The 20795-nt window shown below is 60.2% G+C and carries 17 protein-coding genes; 3 read left to right on the top strand and 14 right to left on the bottom strand.

Annotated features, from left to right (window positions below):
- Window positions 1-192: 192 nt before the first annotated feature.
- The 3 genes from Q8R10_RS06610 to metH all read right to left on the bottom strand — a co-directional run bounded on the left by Q8R10_RS06610 (window position 193) and on the right by metH (window position 5588).
- Complete coding sequence (locus Q8R10_RS06610) at window positions 193-408, bottom strand: DUF2970 domain-containing protein (protein ID WP_305652177.1); 216 nt, start codon at window positions 406-408, stop codon at window positions 193-195.
- 47 nt (window positions 409-455) lie between these two features.
- Window positions 456-1781 (bottom strand): leucine-rich repeat-containing protein kinase family protein, encoded by a 1326-nt coding sequence (locus tag Q8R10_RS06615; RefSeq protein ID WP_305652179.1) that lies wholly within the window; start codon window positions 1779-1781, stop codon window positions 456-458.
- A 75-nt stretch (window positions 1782-1856) separates the two neighbouring features.
- Window positions 1857-5588 (bottom strand): methionine synthase, encoded by a 3732-nt coding sequence (metH, locus tag Q8R10_RS06620; RefSeq protein ID WP_371133297.1) that lies wholly within the window; start codon window positions 5586-5588, stop codon window positions 1857-1859.
- Window positions 5589-5755: 167 nt separating this feature from the next.
- Between metH and Q8R10_RS06625 the strand changes: the two genes are divergently transcribed.
- Window positions 5756-8035: a fatty acid cis/trans isomerase gene (locus tag Q8R10_RS06625; RefSeq protein WP_305652181.1), complete on the top strand. Its 2280-nt coding sequence runs from the start codon at window positions 5756-5758 to the stop codon at window positions 8033-8035.
- A 116-nt stretch (window positions 8036-8151) separates the two neighbouring features.
- Entirely contained in the window at window positions 8152-8736 is a 585-nt protein-coding gene (nfuA, locus tag Q8R10_RS06630) for a Fe-S biogenesis protein NfuA (RefSeq protein ID WP_305652183.1), read from the top strand.
- Between the two features lie 71 nt (window positions 8737-8807).
- On the opposite strand, the gene Q8R10_RS06635 is transcribed toward nfuA, so the two are convergent.
- The 10 genes from Q8R10_RS06635 to Q8R10_RS06680 form a co-directional block, all read right to left on the bottom strand.
- Window positions 8808-9077 (bottom strand): hypothetical protein, encoded by a 270-nt coding sequence (locus Q8R10_RS06635; RefSeq protein WP_305652185.1) that lies wholly within the window; start codon window positions 9075-9077, stop codon window positions 8808-8810.
- A 174-nt stretch (window positions 9078-9251) separates the two neighbouring features.
- Window positions 9252-10313 (bottom strand): cyclic nucleotide-binding domain-containing protein, encoded by a 1062-nt coding sequence (locus Q8R10_RS06640; protein ID WP_305652187.1) that lies wholly within the window; start codon window positions 10311-10313, stop codon window positions 9252-9254.
- Window positions 10314-10460: 147 nt separating this feature from the next.
- Window positions 10461-11600 carry a catalase family protein gene (locus tag Q8R10_RS06645; RefSeq protein ID WP_305652189.1) on the bottom strand — a complete coding sequence of 380 codons (1140 nt, stop codon included), beginning with the start codon at window positions 11598-11600 and terminating at the stop codon, window positions 10461-10463.
- Window positions 11601-11652: 52 nt separating this feature from the next.
- Complete coding sequence (locus Q8R10_RS06650) at window positions 11653-13527, bottom strand: di-heme-cytochrome C peroxidase (protein ID WP_305652191.1); 1875 nt, start codon at window positions 13525-13527, stop codon at window positions 11653-11655.
- A gap of 117 nt (window positions 13528-13644) precedes the next feature.
- Complete coding sequence (locus tag Q8R10_RS06655; RefSeq protein ID WP_305652193.1) at window positions 13645-14175, bottom strand: AAA family ATPase; 531 nt, start codon at window positions 14173-14175, stop codon at window positions 13645-13647.
- Window positions 14172-14741 carry a nicotinamide riboside transporter PnuC gene (gene pnuC / locus Q8R10_RS06660; protein WP_305652194.1) on the bottom strand — a complete coding sequence of 190 codons (570 nt, stop codon included), beginning with the start codon at window positions 14739-14741 and terminating at the stop codon, window positions 14172-14174. Before pnuC ends, Q8R10_RS06655 begins: the two co-directional genes overlap by 4 nt.
- Window positions 14742-14808: 67 nt before the next feature.
- Window positions 14809-15348: a sterol desaturase family protein gene (locus Q8R10_RS06665; RefSeq protein ID WP_305652195.1), complete on the bottom strand. Its 540-nt coding sequence runs from the start codon at window positions 15346-15348 to the stop codon at window positions 14809-14811.
- A 114-nt stretch (window positions 15349-15462) separates the two neighbouring features.
- Window positions 15463-15957: a transcription elongation factor GreB gene (gene greB / locus Q8R10_RS06670; RefSeq protein WP_305652197.1), complete on the bottom strand. Its 495-nt coding sequence runs from the start codon at window positions 15955-15957 to the stop codon at window positions 15463-15465.
- Window positions 15958-16027: 70 nt separating this feature from the next.
- Window positions 16028-18544 (bottom strand): ABC transporter permease, encoded by a 2517-nt coding sequence (locus Q8R10_RS06675; RefSeq protein WP_305652198.1) that lies wholly within the window; start codon window positions 18542-18544, stop codon window positions 16028-16030.
- The gene (locus tag Q8R10_RS06680; RefSeq protein ID WP_305652200.1) at window positions 18544-19227 is read right to left on the bottom strand and encodes an ABC transporter ATP-binding protein; all 684 of its coding nucleotides are present in this window, start codon (window positions 19225-19227) and stop codon (window positions 18544-18546) included. The genes Q8R10_RS06675 and Q8R10_RS06680 overlap by 1 nt, the downstream gene beginning before the upstream one ends.
- Window positions 19228-19356: 129 nt before the next feature.
- On the opposite strand from Q8R10_RS06680, the gene Q8R10_RS06685 reads away from it, so the two are divergent.
- Entirely contained in the window at window positions 19357-19962 is a 606-nt protein-coding gene (locus Q8R10_RS06685; RefSeq protein ID WP_305652436.1) for an arylesterase, read from the top strand.
- Between the two features lie 121 nt (window positions 19963-20083).
- On the opposite strand, the gene Q8R10_RS06690 is transcribed toward Q8R10_RS06685, so the two are convergent.
- On the bottom strand, window positions 20084-20794 hold the full coding sequence (locus tag Q8R10_RS06690) for an ABC transporter ATP-binding protein (RefSeq protein WP_305652202.1): 711 nt from the start codon (window positions 20792-20794) through the stop codon (window positions 20084-20086).
- Window position 20795: the final 1 nt, after the last annotated feature.

The following is a 20795-nucleotide window of genomic DNA, read 5'->3' on the forward strand; positions in this document are numbered from 1 at the left end:
ATCCCGAACTCAGTAGTGAAACGATTCATCGCCGATGGTAGTGTGGGGTTTCCCCATGTGAGAGTAGGTCATCGTCAAGCTTAAACACCAAACCCCTGATCATCGTAAGATGGTCGGGGGTTTGTCTTTGCGCGCAGAAAAGTTACAGCGGGTATGTCGTTGTTAATTAGCTGCAATTAATTAACGACGGAATTAGATACCGGCGAAATACAGCACCAACTTCACCAGACCAAATACCACCAGCACGAAGCACAGTGTGAATAACAAGCCCAGCGCAATAAACTGACTGGGTTTGCCATGACCAAAGTCACGTGCTCGGTTCTTCCCGCTCTGCACACCAAAGGCCGCCGCCAGCACGCTGTGCAGCATCTGCCAGAAGGTCGGTGGATGTGGGGTTTGATCGTTCATGTGCGGCTCCTGTTTGTTTAGAGCTTAGTCGCTATAACGTCAGCGGCTCACTGCAATCTTTGCAACTGCAGTCCAATTGCCTCGAATAGAGGGCGTGTGGCGATATCTGCGCTATCGCAGGCTTTTTGCAGTGCCCACAACGTGTCGATTATTGCTTGAGTGTTATCCGTGGGAGGGCAGCGCTCAAGCAGTTCTTCAAGCACACAGGCGAAGGCGCGCACCTCAAGGCGCTGCAGTGCGCTCGCCTGGCTTTGATGACCTCGGTTGTAAAAGGAGGCCGCGCCGAAATCGCCCAGCAGGCAATTGCCCTGGGCGTTATTGAGGATGTTGTGGCCGTACAGATCGCCGTGGTTGATGCCTTGGGCGTGCAGGTGAGCACTGGCGCTGGCAATTCCTTGGGCGATAGCCAAGAGGCTCTCTAGGCTGAATGCTCTGTCTGCGTTGTAGATGTCGCGCGTGCAGGATTCAAGACTAGGAGGATTGGCCAGGTTGCTAAAGCTGGGGTCGATTAGTTCTAGTACCAGGCCGGGTGTTTGGCTTGGGTGTTGGTTCAGTTTGCCGTGCAGGCCAATCAAATTAGGGTGTCGGCCGGCGGCAATGCAGGCGGTCATTTCACTCTGGGGCAGGCCGTCGCTGGTCACTGCGCCCTTGAATAGCTTTACCGCCACTTCACGCGGCTCGCTATTGGGTGCGCTCCAGCAGGCTTGCTGAATTACCCCTGAGGCGCCTTCGCCCAATACCTGTGCAAGCGACAGTTGCTGCCAATCGATGCTGGCAATCGGGTGTGTGGCCAGCGCTGCGGCTTCAGCTTGCGCACAGAATGGGTTGCCGGCGAATCCCAGCCATGCCAGGCGGGGCATGCTCAATAGCCAGTGCGGTAGCTCGGTTAGTTGGTTGGCGGCGATGCGCAGCAATTCTAGGTTCTGGCAGTCGGCCAGACTGCTTGGCAGTTGACGCAGCTGGTTGCCAGCGAGCATCAGTTTTTGCAGCCGGCGGCACTGGCCGAGTTCGACAGGCAGGGCGTCGAGTTGATTGTCGGTCAGAATCAACCAGCGCAAGTTGACCGGTAATGCTGTGGCTGGAAGCTGGCGAATCTGGTTGGATTTAAAGCCGATCATCTGCAGTCGCGCACAGCGGCCGAGCACTGTCGGTAATTCAGTAAACTGATTGTTTGAACAAAAGATAATCCGCAGTTTGTGCAGTCGCGGTAAATCATCGGGCAGCGACGCTAAACAATTACCCGAGAGATTAAGCACCTCCAGTGAGTCGGCCAAGCTGAAAATCTCAGCCGGAAACTCGCGCAGATCACAGGCTAAGTTCAGTCGTCGGCAGCCGGCCAATTGGCCGCTGCGCAGTTGTTCGAGGGTGTGCATTGGGGCTTATATCCGTGCTGTGCTAGTAGCTGTCACTGTAAATGACGAGGCCCGCAATGGCGGGCCTCGGAGCACTCAGTTGTCGTAGCCAAGATTGGGTGACAGCCAGCGCTCGCTGACGCTTAGGTCCTGGTTTTTACGCACGGTGTAACTGTCGATTTGATCCTTGTCGATCTTGCCGACGGCAAAGTACTGGGCCTGTGGATGGGCGAAGTACCAGCCGCTGACCGAGGCGGCCGGGAACATGGCGTAGTGCTCGGTAAGAAACACGCCGCTGCGGCCGGCCTGGCCTTCTGTGGCCACCGGGTCGAGCAGGCTAAACAATGTGCCTTTTTCCGTGTGGTCCGGACAGGCTGGGTAGCCGGGGGCCGGGCGGATGCCTTTGTACTGTTCCTTGATCAGCTGGTCGTTTTGCAGCTGCTCGTCCGGCTCGTAACCCCAGTAGGTTTTGCGCACTTGTTGATGCAGCCACTCGGCGCAGGCTTCGGCCAGGCGGTCGGCCAGGGCTTTGACCATGATCGAGTTGTAGTCGTCGCCGGCGTTTTGGTAAGCCTTGGCGACTTCCTCGGCACCGATGCCGGCGGTGGTGATAAAACCACCCACATAGTCGGACAAGCCGCTGTCTTTCGGTGCGACAAAGTCGGCCAGCGAGAAGTTCGGCTTGCCGTCTGGCTTGATGGTTTGCTGGCGCAGGTGGTGCAACTTGGCCAAGGGTTGGCCGTCATCGCCATAGACTTCCAGGTCGTCATCTTGCACCTGATTAGCCGGCCAGAAACCGAACACCGCGCGGGCGCTGATGAGTTTTTCGTCGATCAATTTGGTGAGCATTTCCTGCGCATCTTTGAACAGCGCGGTGGCGGCTTCACCGACCACTTCGTCGGTAAGGATGCGCGGGAATTTGCCGGCCAGGTCCCAGGAGATAAAGAACGGCGTCCAGTCGATGTACTCGGCCAGCACTTTGAGGTCGATGTTCTCCAGTACTTTAGTGCCGGTAAAGCTCGGCACAGGCGGCTGATAGCTGGTCCAGTCGAACTTGGGTTTTTTCGCCACGGCGGCGGCATAGGGCAGGCGCTCGGTGCGCGAGCTGCGGGCGGCGGTGCGTTCGCGCGTTTCGATATATTCCAGCCGCGTACGTTCGACGAAGGCTGGCTTCAATTCTTTGGACAATAGCTGCGTGGCCACGCCGACGGCGCGCGAAGCATCGGTGACGTAGATCACCGCGTCATTTTGATACTTGGGCTCGATCTTCACCGCCGTGTGGGCTTTGGAGGTGGTGGCGCCGCCGATCATCAGCGGCAGGTAAAAGCCCTGACGCTGCATCTCGCGGGCGACATGCACCATCTCGTCCAGCGACGGGGTGATCAGGCCAGACAGGCCGATGATGTCGCACTTTTCGGCGATGGCGGTTTGCAGGATCTTCTCCGCCGGCACCATCACGCCCATATCGACGATGTCGTAGCCGTTGCAGCCGAGTACCACGCCGACGATGTTCTTGCCGATGTCGTGCACGTCGCCCTTAACCGTGGCCATCAGGATCTTGCCCTTGGCCTCGGGCTTGTCGCCTTTTTCCAGCTCGATAAAGGGGATCAGGTGGGCCACGGCCTGCTTCATTACCCGGGCGGATTTAACCACCTGGGGCAGGAACATCTTGCCTTCGCCGAACAGGTCGCCGACCACGTTCATGCCGGCCATCAGCGGGCCTTCGATCACTTCGATCGGGCGTGCGCACTGCTGGCGGCATTCCTCGGTGTCTTCGACGATAAACGCGGTGATGCCTTTAACCAGCGAGTGCTTGAGGCGCTCGACCACGCTCCAGCTGCGCCACTCTTCGGTCTCGGCCTCTTTGACGCTGCCGTCGCCCTTGTAGTTGTCGGCAATCGCCAGCAGGGCGTCGGTGCCATTGGCATTGCGGTTGAGCACCACGTCTTCGACGCAGTCGCGCAACTGCTTGGGGATCTCGTCGTAGATTTCCAGCTGGCCGGCGTTGACGATGCCCATGGTCAGGCCGTTTTTGATCGCGTAGTACAAGAACACCGAGTGGATGGATTCGCGCACCGGGTTGTTGCCGCGAAACGAGAACGACACGTTGGACACGCCGCCGCTCGTTAGGGCGAACGGGAGATGATCGCGGATATAAGCGCAGGCTTCGATAAAGTCGACCGCGTAGTTGTTGTGCTCCTCGATGCCGGTGGCGATGGCGAAGATGTTCGGGTCAAAAATGATGTCCTGCGGCGGGAAGCCGACTTCGTTGACCAGAATGTCATAGCTGCGCTGACAAATTTCGCGCTTGCGTGCGGCGGTGTCGGCTTGCCCGGCTTCGTCGAAAGCCATCACCACCACGGCGGCTCCGTAGCGCTTGCACAGCTTGGCGTGGTGCTTGAACTGCTGGACGCCTTCCTTCATGGAGATCGAGTTGACGATGCCCTTGCCCTGAATGCACTTTAGGCCGGCCTCGATCACTTCCCACTTGGAGGAGTCGATCATTATCGGCACGCGGGAGATGTCCGGCTCGCCGGCGATCAGGTTCAAGAAGGTGACCATCGCCGCCTTGGAGTCGAGCATGCCCTCGTCCATGTTGATGTCGATGATCTGCGCGCCGGCTTGTACCTGCTGCAGGGCGACTTCCAGGGCTTCGGTGTAATTGTCTTCACGAATCAGCCGGGCGAACTTGGCCGAGCCGGTGATGTTGGTGCGCTCGCCAACGTTCACAAACAGCGAGCTGCGGTCGATGGTGAAGGGTTCCAGGCCCGACAGGCGGCAGGCCTTGGGAATGTCCGGAATCGCCCGTGGCGGATACTTGGCCACCGCTTGCGCAATCGCCTTGATATGCGCAGGCGTGGTGCCACAGCAGCCGCCGACTATGTTCAAGAAGCCGGATGCCGCGAACTCTTCGACCACCACGGCCATTTCTTCTGGGCTTTCGTCGTACTCACCGAAGGCGTTCGGTAACCCGGCGTTGGGGTGGGCGGACACACGGGTGTCGGCCTTGCTCGCCAGCTCTTCCAGATAGGGGCGCAGCTCCTTGGCGCCCAAGGCGCAGTTCAGGCCGACAGAAATCGGCTTGGCGTGGCTGATGGAGTTCCAGAAGGCTTCGGTGGTCTGCCCGGACAGGGTGCGGCCGGAGGCGTCGGTGATGGTGCCGGAGATCATGATCGGCAACTCGAAACCCTGCTGCTCGAAGACTTCCTGCACGGCGAAGATCGCCGCCTTGGCATTCAGGGTGTCGAAGATGGTTTCGATCAGAATCATATCCGCGCCGCCCTCGATCAGGCCGCGGGTGGCTTCGATGTAGTTGGTCACCAGCTCGTCGAAGGTGACGTTGCGATAACCGGGATTGTTCACATCCGGCGACAGCGAGCAGGTGCGGCTGGTGGGGCCTAAAACGCCGGCGACGAAGCGCGGCTGGTCCGGGGTTTCCAGGGTCTTGGCATCGGCGACCCGGCGGGCCACGCGGGCACCTTCGACGTTCAGCTCGTAGACCAGTGCCTCCATGCCGTAGTCGGCTTGCGACACCTGGGTGGCGTTGAAGGTGTTGGTTTCTAGGATGTCGGCGCCGGCGTCCAGGTAGGCCTTTTCGATCGCCGCGATGATGTCCGGGCGGCTCAGTAGCAGCAGGTCGTTGTTGCCCTTCACATCGCTCGGCCAGTCGGCGAAGCGCGTGCCGCGGTAGTCTTCTTCCTCCAGCTTGTAGCTCTGGATCATGGTGCCCATGCCGCCGTCGAGAATCAGGATGCGCTGTTGCAAGGCTTGCTGCAGGGCTTGCTGGCGGGCTTGTTGATGGGAAGAAGGATCGGAGATGGCGGACATAACAGCTACCTGAAGAGGGCGGAACACTAAGGCGGCAATGATAGCAAAGTTGCATGGTTTACGAGCATGGGTGGTATTTACATGAATATTCCTCATGTTGCTGTGGGTTCGCTTTATGCCGGGCCGCACGACTAGAATCAAAGTTCACGGCATTGGGGATTGGAGTCATGTCATATCGGACATTTGCCAACATTCTCCCCATGCTTTGGGCGACCTGTGTTCACGCCGAACCGATTTCCTACAGCCGCGATGTACAGCCGATCTTCACCGAGCAATGCGTGGCCTGTCATGCCTGTTACGACGCGCCTTGTCAGCTCAACTTGGGCAGCGCCGAAGGGGCCGTGCGTGGTGCCAGCAAGCTGCGGGTCTACGATGGCAGGCGCACTCAAGAGCAGGCCACCACGCGCTTGTATGTTGATGCTCAGGGTGAGGCGGCGTGGCGGCGTAAGGAGTTTTACTCGGTCCTGAACACCCAGGGCAGTCAAGCGGCGTTGATGGCGCGGATGCTGGAGTTGGGCCATCGCACGCCTTTGGTCGCCAATGCCAAGCTGCCTGAAGATTTAGAACTGGGTATCACCCGCAAGAATCAGTGCCCATTGCCCGCTGAATTTGCCGGCTATGCGAGCACGCGTCCGGGTGAGGGCATGCCCTTTGCGGTGACCGGTCTTGAACCACAGCAGTATAAAACCCTGCAGAACTGGCTAGCGGCCGGTGCACCGGTTGACCAGCAAACGCTGCAGCCGAGCGCCGTTGAGGCGGCGCAAATTGCCGACTGGGAAACTTTGTTAAATGCCAACGGTGCCCGCCAAGACCTGGTCGGTCGCTGGTTGTTTGAGCATTGGTTTATTGCTCATCTGTATTTTGAAGGTGGCGAGCCGGGGCATTTTTTCCAGCTGGTGCGCTCGCGCACGCCCAGTGGTCAGCCGATTGATCTCATCAGTACACGGCGGCCGAACGAAGATCCGGGTAATGATTTTTACTACCGCCTGTGGCCCGTCCAGGGCGTGATAGTGCATAAAACCCATATCACCTATGCGCTCAGTGCCCAACGGCTGGCGCGGGTTAAAGCGCTGTTCTACAGCGGTGATTGGCAGGTCGATGCGGTGCCGGGTTATGGCCCGGCCCATCGCGCCAACCCTTTTGCCACCTTTGCGGCGATTCCGGCCAAGGCCCGCTATGAGTTTATGCTGGATGACGCCGAGTACTTCGTGCGCACCTTTATTCGCGGCCCGGTGTGCCGTGGGCAGATAGCCACCGATGTGATCCGCGATCAGTTCTGGACCCTGTTTCAGGCCCCCGAGCATGACCTCTATATCACCGATGCCAATTATCGCGCGCAGGTCACGCCGTTCTTGGCGGTGCCGGGGCAGGTGGCGCAGCTGCGTAACTTGGCGCAGATGTGGGCCGACTCCCAAGACTTACGTAATCAATATGACCAACTGCGTAGCGCCGCCTATGCCGCTGCGCCGGCCCCGAGTTGGGCGAGTATTTGGAGTGGTAATGACAACGCGCTGTTGTCGATTTTTCGTCACCACGACAGCGCCAGCGTCAGTAAAGGCTTGATCGGCGCGGTGCCGCAAACCCTGTGGCTGATGGACTACCCGCTGCTGGAGCGCACCTATTACCAACTGGTGGTTAATTACGATGTATTTGGCAATGTCTCCCATCAGGCGCAGACACGGCTGTATTTCGATTTGATTCGTAACGGCGCCGAACAGAATTTTCTGCGCCTCATGCCGGCGGGCAATCGTCGGGCCTTGTTGGATGACTGGTATCAGGATGGTGCTCAGTTGAAGCTGTGGCTCAGTTACCCGCCGCTCGACAGCGATAGCGCAACGGCCTTGCCGCTTGATGTACAGCGGCCCAAACAGAGTTTTATCGAGGCGTTATTGGCGCGCTATGGCAGCTTGAATGCACGACCCGATCCAATCAATCGCTGCGGTAACGGCAATTGTTATCGCAGCGGCATCAGTGCGCAGCTGCAGGCGGTTGAGCAGCGTCTGAGTCGCTTAACCGCGCGGCCGGCGGCGAGCCTGAAAGTGATCGAACAGCTGCCCGAGGCGACTTTACTGCGTGTTGAGCTGGCGGATGGCCGGCGTGAGATCTATAGCCTGCTGCGTAATCGCGCCCATAGCAGCGTGGCCTTTATCATGGGTGAGTCGCTGCGTTATCAGCCGGGTCTGGACAGCCTGACGATTTATCCGGGGGTGCTGACCAGCTACCCTAATTTCATCTTCAATCTGCCGGCTGCGCAGGTGCCGGAGTTTGTCAGCGCCATGCAGCAAGCCGCAGACGCCAAGGCATTCGAGCTGATTGTCCAGCGCTGGGGCATTCGCCGCAGTCACCCGCAGTTTTGGCGCTATTTCCATGACCTGCCGAGTTATATCCGCGAAACCGAACCGGTCGAGACGGGCGTGCTGGACATGAATCGCTACCAGAATCTTTAGCGTCCGAACTCATGGCGTCTGTGAGTGGTGCTGAAAACTTATCCGACAGAAATGCTCGGGCTTTCTCGTGGGAGGCAGATGGGCGTACAATTAACCAATGTTTGCGAGGAGTTGCCATGAGCGCTATCACCATTACCGACGCTGCCCAAGACTATCTGGCGGATCTGCTGAGCAAGCAGAACACCACCGGCATCAGCATTCGGATCTTTATTACCCAACCGGGTACCCAGTACGCCGAGACCTGCATTGCTTATTGCAAGCCGGGTGAAGAAAAACCTGAAGATACAGTACTGGCGCTGAAAAGCTTCACCGCCTATATCGACTCCTTTAGCGAAGCTTTCCTCGATGATGCAGTGGTGGATTACGCCACCGACCGTATGGGCGGCCAACTGACGATCAAGGCACCGAACGCCAAAGTGCCGATGGTGAATGCCGACAGCCCGGTCAATGAGCGGATCAATTACTACCTGCAAACCGAGATCAACCCAGGTTTGGCCGGTCACGGCGGTGAAGTCAGCCTGATCGATGTGGTTGAAGATGGCATTGCAGTGTTGAAGTTTGGTGGTGGTTGCCAGGGTTGTGGTCAGGCCGATGTAACCCTGCGCGAAGGCATCGAGAAAACCCTGCTGGAGCGTATTCCAGAGCTGAAAGGGGTGCGCGACGTGACCGACCACAGCATCAAGGAAAACGCTTACTACTAAGCGTTGAGCAAATTAAAAAGGCGACCCGCGGGTCGCCTTTTTGTTGGACGTTAGTTACTGGTGGCTAAGGTCTACGCAGGCATGCACCAAGGTTCCAGCTGGTAGCCTTGTTGGCTTAACTGGTCGCGCGATTGCTGCAACACGCTGGCCAGCAATACCGGATCGCTGTAGGTGTTGGCGGCCAGCTGAGTGCGTCCGAGCAGGCGAGTACTGGCGCGATCAATTACGCTCAGGCTTAGCTCGCCACTGCCTGCTTGCGGAGCCCAGGCCACGCACTGAAAGGGCTGAAAAGCGCGTCCGACTATTAGCAGTGCATCGTTAAAACGCAGGGTATTTTGCATGGGGTGTCACTCCGTGTTGTCGCCCAAAAAAATGTGGGCTGACAGCGTTAGTGGCGCAGTCTGGCCCGTTCATAAGTATGGATGATTGAACTAGACCGATAAGTCACATAGTGCCGACAATTTGACCGACTGCGTCGCAAAAATATAAGCCTGCCGTTATTTTGGCACCATGACTCAGGCCGCAACCGGTGCTTGCCCGGGTTGTTCGGTCAACAGATACGCCTCGAATCCCAGCTGGTTAAGCAAGTGCACCGCCAGTTCACTGCGCACGCCGCCTTCGGGCAGCACCGCATAGAGGGTGGTGTTGTCCAAGTTGGCGGCCTGTTGGCGCAGCTGTGCCAAGGGCAGGTTCATACTGGCCGGTACATGGGCCATGCGATATTCCATCGGCAGGCGAATATCCAGCAGCAGGCTGTTTTTATTGCCGTGGGCGGTGAGTTGTTGCAGTTGAGTGGCGTTGATTTGCGGGATCAAGGTGGGTCGCACCAACTCAATAAACAGGTTGCGCTGCAGCCTGGCCAGTACACCGTCTTCGAGCATGGTGATGCTGGCGGCGCGAACCGAGCCGCTGACTAAGGCCTCCTCACCAAAAAAATCGCCGCGGTGCAGCTCCGGTTGCAGTGGTTGTTGATAACTGGCCGGCAAGCTGATGAGTGCTCGCCCCTGTTTGATTACATAAAAGTGCTCGCCAGGCTCGCCGTAATGCACCACGCAGTCGCCGGCTTGCACCTCGACGAACTCGAACCGCGCCAGCAATAAATGCAGGTGTGCCGGTGGCAAGCGGCCAAACAATGGCGAGCGCAGTAGCTTGCTCAGCCAGTCATCGCTCTCGGCATGCGGTTGTTCTTCCTGCAGGCTGGCGACCTCATAGGAGGCAGACTGGCTCCAGCTGAGCAGGCGCTCGAGCAAGCCGCGCTCGACGGCCATCAGCCGCACGTCGCTGCTGGCAGCAACGTCTATGGCTTGTGGTTGGTTCTCATTGAGCGCGCGGGAAGCCTCGGGGCTGCCGGCCTGAATGCTGCGGCCGAGCTTTTTGTTGCCAAGCCAGACTTCACCCTCAAGTAAAAAATACAGCGCCAAGGAGTTCTCTCCTCGGCGTAGCAGGACGCTGCCGGCCTGGTGTTCAACGTACTGCAGGCTGTCGAGTAGTTGTTGCAGGTAGTGCGGGGTCAAAAAATCGATTGGGCTGAACTGACGCAAGCCTTCAAGGCTCAAGCGAGGCGTTGAGTTAGTCATGTTAATGCCCTCAGTAAATGGCATCCCTGCAGACACAACAGCCCCCACCCCCTACTGGTCAGGCGGCTCCGTTTATCCTGCACCCGATACCGCAGGTCGGATAAGACTCTTTAGTTATCTGACCTGCTTGATGGTGGCCAAATAACACTAAGGTGTTGGATTTTGCTGGTTGCGCGCATGTCGGTAAACGCTGACGGCTTCATACACGCTTTTGCGCAACCGATTGATGCCGCCTAACGGGCGATGTTCGGGCAGCGCCTGCCAGGGGTTGAAGGAGAGGTTGTCGCAAAACAGGTTTTGCTCGCGGCTATCGAAGTCTTGCGCGGGTACGCGGATGTTGGCGACGGTGATAAAGGGCGAAAGCGCTTCGTCCCATTCGACGCTAGTGTCCTCTATCGGCATGTACTGGGCAGGGTCCTGTAGCTGCACTTGCAGGGCGAAGCAGGCGTCTACCCGGTCTACCGACAGCTGTTGGTAGAGGGCATTGCGCAGGAAATTTGGCAGGTCTTGGTTTTGCGCAGGCAGCGCATAGTTTGGGCAGTTTTGCGGGCTGGGAATTACCCGATATTTACTCGCGTTGGGCCCAAGCTTGAACGGTGCAATCGAGTTATACGTCGTGGCCAGGGGCGTTTCGGGCGCCGGGCTTAAGGTTTGCAGGGCAATCAGTAAATGGCGGATTTCCCAGCTGCGCGGGTCCCAGCTTGGAAAGAAGGCCAGCACCTTTTTGCCGTCGGCTTGCGCTGCGAAGTTCTGCCGGTACTCGGCCACGTCCCGGACGAAAAAGCTGGGGTGATTGAACATCACCAAGTCTTGCTCGGCCGCCGCGCCCGCGAGCAATTTGTCGCCCGGCACTTGGAGTAATTTCAGTGCCATGCCACGGGCATCGCGGACCCGATCAAATTGCGGATAAGCATTACCATTGGACAGGCGCATCCAGGCTTGCCAGGTTTGGCCCGGCTGACTAAATACCCCGTGGCGCAGGTTGCTGGGGAGCTCGCTGGCGACTGTGACCTGCGCCTTGACGCAGCCGTGGGCCTTGGCGTGGGCGTCGCGCAGCACGCGGGTATCGGTGCGGTGTTGCTCAACCACGCGGATGGCGTCTTCGATGATGATCTGGGTCAGGGCGGCCTCGTCGCTCGGGATCTGTTCCTCGCTGCTCACCGGGCCGCTAAATTTGACACTGTAGTAGGCGTAACCAATGGCGCCGCCGAGTAGTCCGGCGGCGAGCAACAACAGCAATAAGCGGCCCAATAGGCGGCCAAGCCATAACCAGCAAGTGCTAAGCATCAATCTCGTCCTTGTCATGCTGGCGCGCCGAGTGCGGCACGCGTGTTAGTGGTTATTGCGGACAGTTAGGGCCGGCATTCCAGACCCGTGCCTCAACGCTGCTCAGTTGCCGCTCCAGGGCGCTATCGCCCATGACCTTGAGGTATTCGATCAGCGCCAAACGCTCATCGGGCGCCAAGGCGCGGCCGATCACGCCGTTCTGGCGGCAGCCTTCGCGAAACTCATGGCCGCGATTGCTGTTACCGGTGAGTTGGGTGTCGAGTAGGAAGCCGCCGTCAAATTGACTGCTGACAAAGCCGGCCTGTTGCGGGTCGTACTCAAAGTTGCCGACCCAGAATTTACTCGAGCGCTCGGCCACCGGTGACAACAGCTGGAACAAATTGGGCACCGAGCCGTTGTGCAAAAACGGCGGGGTGGCCCAGATGCCTTGCAGTGGACGGGCCTTGTAGCCGCGTTTTTCCTGCACGCCAATCGACAAGCCGTAGCCGTTCATCCGCGCCTGCTCGGCGGCGCCGATGCCGGCGTCTTTATAGGCGCGTTGCTCAACGTAGGCGGTGATATAGGCCAGGCCTTTGGCGCTGGAGATGCTGGCAAAATCCACCTCGTCGAGGGAGCTGCCGATTAGCTTGACGTTGAGCTTGCCCAGCTCGGTTTTGCTCCAGTTGAGTTTGCGCAGATCGAAGCGGTGGTCGGCGATATTGTCGGCGGCGGTCGGGTCGGTGCCGATAATTCGCGTCGGTACCAGGCGCAGATGCCACTCCGGATCGCGGCCGGCGGCTAGGCGCTCAGCTTTTGGAGTAACGCTGGGTGCGTGGCAGTAGGCGCAGTTCTCGCTGAACAGCGCGCGGCCCTGGCTGGCGCGTTGCAGGTCAATCTTGCCCAGCACGGCTTGTGGCCAGCGCGGCGGTTGCAACTGGCGCAGGGTGCTTTCCAGGCTGTCGAGGTCGCGCAGGCGGACGCCGGCGGCGTAGCGCTCGCTCTCACTGACCGGCTCGCCATTGTCTTGCAGCAGTTGCAGCGGCGCGCCAACGCCTAAGGCTTCGCCGATATTGCGCGCCATCGGTTGCATAGCCGAGGCATTCCATTGCACCCAGTCAAATTTCCAGATGTCCCACAGGTGCGGGTAACTCACGGGTGCATTGGCGACGTGGTAGTTGCTGGCGTCCAGCACATCGCCAAACACGCTGTTGGCAATCCGCCCAAACGCATCGGTGCGGCCAAAGCCCTCTTCGGTGGGATAGAGGCCGCGATGGGTGTCATTCCAGGCCTGACCGAGCATACGCTCGAGGACTGTTTTGAACTGGTCACGCAATTCGCCGCGGCCCTTGGGGTACTGCGCGCCGAGCACGGTTTTGGCGAAACGCTTGAATTTCAGCGGGTTGTAATAGGTGAATGCCATGCTCATGCCGAGCGCCTGGCCAAAGCTGCCGCCGCGCAGGGTGGGCACTGTGGAGGCTAGCGAATGCAGCGCCGCGCCGCCGTCGATGCGCACCGCCTGGCCCTGATAGCGCAGCTCGCCGGTATGGCAGGCGGCGCAGCTGATGTCGAGGTACTGCACGGCGGTTTCGGGGTCGCCATGGCGGGCAAAACCCACCGGCAGGTTGCCGGGATTGCTGGCGCTGGCCTGTTGCTGCGGATCGGTCAAAAAGCCAAAACGTGCCAGGTACTCGGGGCGGGCGAATTTATCGGTGGAGAACGGCAACTCCAGCGCGGTGAACCAGTCGTACTGCAGGCCTTTTACTTGGGTGCCTTGCGGGGTGTAGTAATAGCTTTGCCGCGCCTCTGGGCTCCATTGCTCAAGGTAATGCAGCTGTGTTGGCTGCTCGAACGTGGGCAGGTTGGGGTTAGCAATAAAGTACAGCAGCAGCGCCACGCCAGCCAAAATGAGCAGCAGCAAGAGGGCGAGTACGCGACGCAGGATGCGCATGAACAACTTCCTTGTAGGGGTTTGGTTGGGCAGAACTTATGCCAAGCCGGGAGGGGTTTTGCAAGCTGCTGCGTGAGGTATTTGGGCATCTGGCCACTATCGCCGTGGGCCTCAGCCTCAGCCTTGGCCGGTGAGCCAGTGGGCAATGGCCTCGAGCGCCTGCTGGCGGCGTTGTGGCCAGTCACCGTGCAGCTCAAGGTAGTTTTGCTGGTGTAGCTCAAGCCAGTCGTGGCAGTTGCGATAAAACTGCTGGCGCTCGGCCAGCTGTGGCTGGCAGCGCTGGCCATCGTCGACCCAGGGCACGTCTGCGGGGCTCAGGAGCAGGTGCAGGTGGTAGGGACGGGCGAGCAATTGCTCCTCAAGCCACGGCGGGCAGTCGGCAAACAGCGCCTGGCTCCAGAGCATGTTACTCAATAGGTGAGTGTCGAGAATCAGCAGGGACGGACGGCTGGTCCGCGCGGCATCTTCCCAGTCGAGCTGGCCGCGGGCGATCGCTGGGATGTCGGCGTAACAGGTGTCGCGCTGTTCTTGCTGGATAAAATGCCGCACGTACTCGCCGACGATCAGGCCGCCAAACTCGGCCTGGATCTCGGCCGCCAGCCAGCTTTTACCGCTGGACTCGGGGCCGGTCAGCACCAGCACTTTCATGCTGTGGCGACCTGGGTTTGCGCCCGTCGCCATTGCTGCCAGCCGTGCAGCGCCAACAGGCAGAACAGCCCATACAGGCCGGCGGTGAGGTACAGCTCTTTGTAGATAAACAGACCGACGTAGAGCACATCCAAGACCAGCCACAGCGGCCAGTTCTCGATGCGCTTTTGCGCCATCCACACCTGCGCCACCAGGCTAAACGCGGTCAGGCCGGCATCCAGCCAAGGCTGCGCGGCATCAGTGTAGCTGGCCATCAGATAGCCAAGCGTCAGACTGCCCATGGCGCCGATGCCGAGGCTGAGCAGCAGCCCCGGCAGGCTTAGGTTACTGACCTGGCGCCCGTGCTGTTGCTGTCCACCGCGGGTCCATTGCCACCAGCCATAGAGCTGCAAGAAGGCGAAAACGCCTTGCAGCAGCATGTCGGAGTAGAGTTTGACCTCGTAAAAAATCCAGCAATAAATCACCACCATCGCCAGGCCAATCGGCCAGCACCAGGGGTTTTGCCGCACGGTAAGCCAGACGGCCAGTACCCCCAGTGCGGCGGCGAGCAGTTCAATCGCAGACATCTACAGTCCTCAGGACGGCAGCCGAGGGCGCCGCAGCAGTCATATTCGAGGGCCGATTGTAGCGATTTCAGGCGGTTGCCGCAGTGCTGCGCTGGCGCTTGGTCTGATCCTGTTGCTCACGTTCACTGCCAACGTAGTACTCGCGGGTGCCAAACACCCAGTCGAACCACGGCTTGGTAACGCACCAGTTGGCGTGCGGGTTGGGGCCCATGTGGTGATCGTAATGCCAGGGCAGGTGCTGGCGAGCCCAGTCGGGGTGGTCGTGGGCCTTCTTGTGGCTCAGGTAATAGTTCAGCGCGCAATACCAGAGGGTCAGGGTCAGCCAGGGGGCGAAGAACACCAGCGGGCTGACCAGCACACTGGCGATTAACAGCGCCCAAGCCTCTTTGCCTTGAGCGTGCCAGCCCAGCGGGAAGCGCCGATAGCAGGGGTCGTAGAAGTTATGTTTACGGGCGTTGCGGTGGTGTTCGTGGAAGTGAAAGCTCCACAGCTTGCCGGGTTTTTTGCCCCAGCCATGCAAGACAAAACGGTGAAACCACCATTCGGTGAAATTGCCCAGCAATAGGCCGAGTGGGATGCTAACGAGCGCTTCGAGATACCAAGGCATTGTTATTGTTCTCCAAGGTGAGTGGTGTCAGCACTTTAGCCAGGGAGGCGCACGCCGGGCATTGTCCGCACTGACAGCAGGGAGAAGGCAGTTGGGACAAGTCAGAGCGATATTTCAGTAGTCGATGGCCGTGATGTACCAGGTTTTCTCACCGGTGGGAGTTTGCACCCGCACCTCGGCATCCAGTGCCTTGCCCAGCAGCGCCCGGGCCAGCGGCGAGTCGATGCTGATCAGCTGGGTTTTTAGGTCCAGCTCATCCGGGCCGACGATGCGATAGCGCGACTCGTTGCCGTCTTCGTCTTCGAGACTGACCCAGGCGCCAAAATACACTTTGCTGGGATCGCTGGGCGGGGCGCTGACGACTTTCAGGCTTTCTAGGCGCTTGGTTAAAAAGCGCACCCGGCTGTCGATCTCACGCAGCATCTTTTTGCCATAGGTGTACTCGGCGTTCTCCGAGCGATCACCCTGGGCCGCCGCTTCGCTGACCGCCTGGGTTACCTGCGGGCGGCGCACATGCCAGAGTTCATGGAATTCGGCGCGCATCCGCGCCTCACCCTCGGGGGTGATTAACGCGGTGCCGGCGGAGCGGGGTGGGCGATAACGGCTCATAAAAAGTGCATATAGAAAGTGAAGGCCGATTCTAACAAGGATGAGTCAGGTAAAAATAACCGACCCAACGTTAACCCTCCCGCAACACAGTGAGCGGGCTGGCGTTCAGCGCCCGGCGGGTGCCCAAGAGTCCGGCGCTGGCCACCAAGACGGCGCCAAGTAGCGGCAACACCAGCAGCCAAGGATGCGGATGCCAGCTGATATCGAATACCAGGTTGTACAGCAGCGCGCTGACCAGTTCGCAGCCAAGGGCGGCGATCAGCCCGCTGGCGGCGCCGAGCAAGGCAAATTCGCGCAAGCGGGCCTGGTTGAGTAGCCGCCGCTCGGCCCCGAGGGCACGCAGCAGGGCGCTTTGTCGGGTGCGTTCATCGAGGGTCGATTGCAAACCGGCAAACAGCACGCTCAAACCGGCGGCCAACACAAACAGCAGCACCCATTCCACCGCCAAGGTTACTTGCGCGAGGATGCTGCGCAGTTGCGCCAGCAGCACATCCACCTGCAGCAGGGTCACGGCCGGAAAGGCGCGGGCCAGCTCAATCAGTTGTCGCTCATGCTCGGGCGGTAAGTAAAAGCTGGTCAGGTAGGTGAGGGGTAAATCCTGCAGGGCGCCGGGCTCGAAGACCATGTAAAAGTTGGGCTGCAAACTGTCCCAGTGCAGCTCGCGCAAGCTGCGCACCTGGGCATCACGCTGAGCGGCGCCGATGCTAAAGCTCAAGCGGTCGCCGAGCTTTATCTTCAGCTTCTTCGCCAGCTGCGCCTCGACCGAGACCCCTGGTAAATTCGGGTTGTTGGCGTTGCTAGGGCCGCTGGCCGCGTTCGGCCACCAGTCGCCGGCCAGCAGGCGATTGCCCGGTGGTAGTTCGGCGCTCCACGACAGGCTTAGGTCGCGATTCAGGGCGCCCTCATCCTTACTGACAGAACCGTTTACTGGCTGGCCGTTGATTGCCGTCAGGCGACCGGGCAGTGCCGGGTAGAGCAGAGGCGGCGTTGGCGACAGTTGTTGCAGGCGGGCGATAAAGGCGTCTTTCTCCGCCGGCAGTACATTTAAGGCGAACAGGTTGGGGGTTTGCGCCGGCAGTTGCGCCTGCCAGGTGCTGAGCAACTCGCCGCGCAGCAGGGCGATCAAGGCCATGCTGAGCAGGATCAGGCCGAAGGCCAGACTCTGCCCGGCGGCGGCCAGCGGATGGCGCAGCAGTTGGCCCAAGCCCAGTCGCCATTGCAGGCTGGCATTGCTCAGCAGTCGACGTAACGCCTGCAAACTCAGCAGCAGCAAGCCACCGAGCAGCACTGCGGTGATCAGCCCGCCGCCCAGCAACGCCAGGGTCAGGGGTAAATCCAGACTCAAGCGCCACATGATCAGGCCGAGGGCGAGCAGGGCAGCGCCATACACCAGCCAGGAGCTGGGCGGCACCGGCAGCAAGTCGCGGCGTAATACCCGCAGTGGCGGCACCCGGCCCAGTGCGGCCAACGGTGGCAGGGCAAAGCCGGCCAGGGCGGTGAGGCCGCAGGCCATGCCCGCCAATGCTGGCAGCAGATCGCCGGGCGGCACGTTGGCCGGCAGCAAGCCGCGCAGCAGATAAAACAGACCGTGCTGCGCCAGCCAACCGAGTACGGCGCCCAGGCCGCAGGCGAGCAAACCGAGCAGCGCCAGTTGCAGGCTGAACAGGGCCAGAGTTTCGTGGCGTGACAGCCCTAGGCAGCGCAGCAGGGCGCTGGCGTCCAGGCGCCGGCTGGCAAAACGGGCGGCGCTCAGCGCCACGGCGACGCCGGCGAGCAATACCGCGGCCAGGCTGGCCAAGTTGAGATAGCGTTCGGCGCGGCCCAGGGCGCTGCCAATCTGCTGGTTGCCGCTGCGCGGATCTTCCAGTTTTTGCTGGGCTGTTAGGCTCGGCTCTATGCTGTGTCGATAGCTGGCGAGTTGTTCAGGCGTGCCGCGCCACAGTTCGCGGTAGCTGACTCGGCTGCCGGGCTGGATCACGCCGGTGGCGGCCAGGTCATCCAGGTGCATCAACAGCCGCGGGCTGAGGCTGTAAAAATCCCCCGCCCGATCCGGCTCGTAGGTCAGGACGCGGGTGAGTCGCAGGGGCTTGTTGCCCACTTCGACGTGGTCGCCAATGTTCAGATTCAAGGCCAGCAGCAGGCGCGCCTCGACCCAGGCCTCGCCAGGTTGTGGTCCGCCACCTGCGCTGTCACGGCCCTCTAGGGCTGCCGCGCTTTTTAACTGGCCACGCAGCGGGTAGGCGCTGTCGGCGGCTTTGACGCTGGCCAGTTGAATGCCGTTGTCGGTGGCAATTACGCTGGCAAATTCAACCAGTTGCGCGTGTTTAAGGCCCAGAGCTAAGCCGGGTGTGATTTGCCCAGCGGTGGCTGCTGAGCTGCCATTGAGTAGCAGGTCGGCGCCGAGAAACTCGCTGGCGCGCATCTGCATGGCGCCGCTCAGGCGTGCGCTGAAATAACCAATCGAGGTGCTGGCCGTCACGGCAATCAGCAGTGCGATAAACAGCACGCGCAACTCGCCCGCCCGGGCATCGCGCAGCAATTGCTGGCACGCCAGGCGCAGTAGTCGGTAAAAACTCAGGCGTACCATCAGGCGTGCTCGGGGTCGATCTGCTGACCGGCTTCAAGGTGAATCACCCGCCGGCAGCGCTGCGCCAGGCGCTCATCGTGGGTCACCAGTACCAGCGTGGTGCCGTGTTCCTGGTTGAGCGCAAATAACAGATCGCTGATATGTTGGCCGGTGTGGCGGTCGAGATTGCCGGTCGGCTCGTCGGCAAACAACACCGTCGGCTCACCGGCAAAGGCGCGGGCAATCGCCACCCGCTGCTGCTCACCGCCGGACAGTTGCCGTGGGTAATGGCTTAGCCGCTGGCCCAGGCCGACGCGCTCAAGTAGCAAGCGGGCGGTGGTGCGGGCGTCGGGCCGGCCTTCCAGCTCGAGCGGCAACATAACGTTTTCCAGCGCATTGAGGCTGTCGAGAAGCTGAAAAGACTGGAAGACAAAACCGACATGCTCGGCGCGCAAGCGGGCGCGCTGGTCTTCACTCAGGCTATTAAGGCCAACCCCGGCCAGGCTGACTTCGCCGTGGGTGGGTAAGTCCAGGCCCGCCAGCAAGCCCAGTAAGGTCGACTTGCCCGAGCCGGAGCTGCCAACTATGGCCAGGCTGTCGCCACGGGCCAGTTCCAGGCTCAGGTCATCAAGGATGCACAGCTCGCCTTCCGCGCTGGGAACCACTTTGCTAAGGTGCTGCGCGTGAAGAATGGTTGCGCTCATGGCGAGTCCGGTTCGGGTCTGCTGGATGGGGTTGCTCGTGGCGCTGTGGTTGGCGGCGCCAGGCGCGTCGGGAGCGACCTGTTGCTAAGGTGCTGCGCGTGAAGAATGGTTGCGCTCATGGAGAGTCCGATGCGGGTGTGGTGGATGGGGTTGGTCGTAGCGTTGTGGTTGACGGCGCAAAGCGCGTCAGGCGCGGCTTTGCTGGTGCTCGGCGATAGTATCAGCGCAGGTTTTGGTTTAGATACACGCCTAGGTTGGGTCAATTTGTTGCAGCAGCGGTTAAATCAGCAGGGTTTGGACTATCAAGTAGTCAATGCTTCGATCAGTGGCGACACCAGTGCCGGCGGCTTGGCGCGCCTGGCGCCGCTGCTGGCAGCGCATCAGCCGGCACTGGTGGTGGTCGAGCTGGGCGGTAATGACGGCCTGCGCGGGCAGTCGCCGGCGCAATTGCAACAAAACCTTGCGGCGATCATTCAGCAGTCGCAAGCCAGTGGTGCCAAGGTGCTGCTTTTGGGCATGCGTTTGCCGCCTAACTATGGCGTGCGTTACAGCGAGATGTTTAGCCAGGTGTATGTGCAGCTGGCCAGTAGTGAGAGCGTTGCGCTGGTGCCGTTTTTTCTTGAGGGCGTTGGCGGGGTGCCGATGTTGATGCAGGGCGATGGCATTCACCCGGCGGCCGCGGCTCAGCCTCGTTTGCTCGACAACGTCTGGCCGGTACTGAAGCCGCTGCTCTGAAGAAGTCCCTGAGGAGGTCAGGAGGCGCCATCTTAGCGGGGGAGCGGATTGCCCAACGGTTTTCGAACGCTTTTGTGACTGCTGAAAGCAAATTGCGCGCGGCGATGCTGACAGGCTGTGTTCACTCGAACGCCCGGCCTTCACCCGCTTCTTCATAAGTTACCCCCTCGCGGATGTGGTAAATACGCTTGAAGGTGGGGATGATCTTCTCGTCATGGGTGACGACGATGATCGCGGTCTCGAACTTGCGTGCCATGTCGTTGAGGATACGGATGACGGCCATGGCCCGCTCGCTGTCGAGTGGCGCAGTAGGCTCGTCGGCCAGAATGACTGGCGGGCGGTTGACCAGGCCACGGGCAATGGCAACGCGCTGTTGCTCGCCGCCCGACAACTGGGAAGGCATCGCTTTGGCCCGGTGTTGCACGTCCAGTGCGGTGAGCAAATCGAGTGCGCTGTTGCGCGCATCCGCATTGGGCACGCCGGCCAGCATGGGTAGCAGCGCCACGTTGTCGGTGACATCGAGAAATGGAATCAGGTACGGCGCCTGAAATACGAAACCAATCTTATCCCGGCGCAAGGCGCGCAGATCACGGACTTTCCAGCCATCGTCGTAGATCACTTCGGCGCCCAACGTCATGCGGCCGGCAGTCGGTTCGATTACCGCACCCAGACATTTAAGCAGCGTGCTCTTGCCCGAGCCGGAAGGGCCGATCAACCCGACCACTTCACCTGGCGCAACATGGATATTCACGTCCCGCAAGGCAAAGACAGCGGTGTCACCCTCGCCATAGCGTTTGCTTAAACGTTCGATGTGGATGCCTTTGCCACTCATG

The organism is Pseudomonas sp. (assembly GCF_030698175.1).
GTDB lineage: Bacteria > Pseudomonadota > Gammaproteobacteria > Pseudomonadales > Pseudomonadaceae > Aquipseudomonas.

What these genes read in the sequence shown, in the direction of transcription:
- Q8R10_RS06610 (WP_305652177.1), bottom strand. Translation starts at nt 408, where the DNA reads ATGAACGATCAAACCCCACATCCACCGACCTTCTGGCAGATGCTGCAC.
- Q8R10_RS06615 (WP_305652179.1), bottom strand. Translation starts at nt 1,781, where the DNA reads ATGCACACCCTCGAACAACTGCGCAGCGGCCAATTGGCCGGCTGCCGA.
- metH (WP_371133297.1), bottom strand. Translation starts at nt 5,588, where the DNA reads ATGTCCGCCATCTCCGATCCTTCTTCCCATCAACAAGCCCGCCAGCAA.
- Q8R10_RS06625 (WP_305652181.1), top strand. Translation starts at nt 5,756, where the DNA reads ATGTCATATCGGACATTTGCCAACATTCTCCCCATGCTTTGGGCGACC.
- nfuA (WP_305652183.1), top strand. Translation starts at nt 8,152, where the DNA reads ATGAGCGCTATCACCATTACCGACGCTGCCCAAGACTATCTGGCGGAT.
- Q8R10_RS06635 (WP_305652185.1), bottom strand. Translation starts at nt 9,077, where the DNA reads ATGCAAAATACCCTGCGTTTTAACGATGCACTGCTAATAGTCGGACGC.
- Q8R10_RS06640 (WP_305652187.1), bottom strand. Translation starts at nt 10,313, where the DNA reads ATGACTAACTCAACGCCTCGCTTGAGCCTTGAAGGCTTGCGTCAGTTC.
- Q8R10_RS06645 (WP_305652189.1), bottom strand. Translation starts at nt 11,600, where the DNA reads ATGCTTAGCACTTGCTGGTTATGGCTTGGCCGCCTATTGGGCCGCTTA.
- Q8R10_RS06650 (WP_305652191.1), bottom strand. Translation starts at nt 13,527, where the DNA reads ATGCGCATCCTGCGTCGCGTACTCGCCCTCTTGCTGCTGCTCATTTTG.
- Q8R10_RS06655 (WP_305652193.1), bottom strand. Translation starts at nt 14,175, where the DNA reads ATGAAAGTGCTGGTGCTGACCGGCCCCGAGTCCAGCGGTAAAAGCTGG.
- pnuC (WP_305652194.1), bottom strand. Translation starts at nt 14,741, where the DNA reads ATGTCTGCGATTGAACTGCTCGCCGCCGCACTGGGGGTACTGGCCGTC.
- Q8R10_RS06665 (WP_305652195.1), bottom strand. Translation starts at nt 15,348, where the DNA reads ATGCCTTGGTATCTCGAAGCGCTCGTTAGCATCCCACTCGGCCTATTG.
- greB (WP_305652197.1), bottom strand. Translation starts at nt 15,957, where the DNA reads ATGAGCCGTTATCGCCCACCCCGCTCCGCCGGCACCGCGTTAATCACC.
- Q8R10_RS06675 (WP_305652198.1), bottom strand. Translation starts at nt 18,544, where the DNA reads ATGGTACGCCTGAGTTTTTACCGACTACTGCGCCTGGCGTGCCAGCAA.
- Q8R10_RS06680 (WP_305652200.1), bottom strand. Translation starts at nt 19,227, where the DNA reads ATGAGCGCAACCATTCTTCACGCGCAGCACCTTAGCAAAGTGGTTCCC.
- Q8R10_RS06685 (WP_305652436.1), top strand. Translation starts at nt 19,357, where the DNA reads ATGCGGGTGTGGTGGATGGGGTTGGTCGTAGCGTTGTGGTTGACGGCG.
- Q8R10_RS06690 (WP_305652202.1), bottom strand. Translation starts at nt 20,794, where the DNA reads ATGAGTGGCAAAGGCATCCACATCGAACGTTTAAGCAAACGCTATGGC.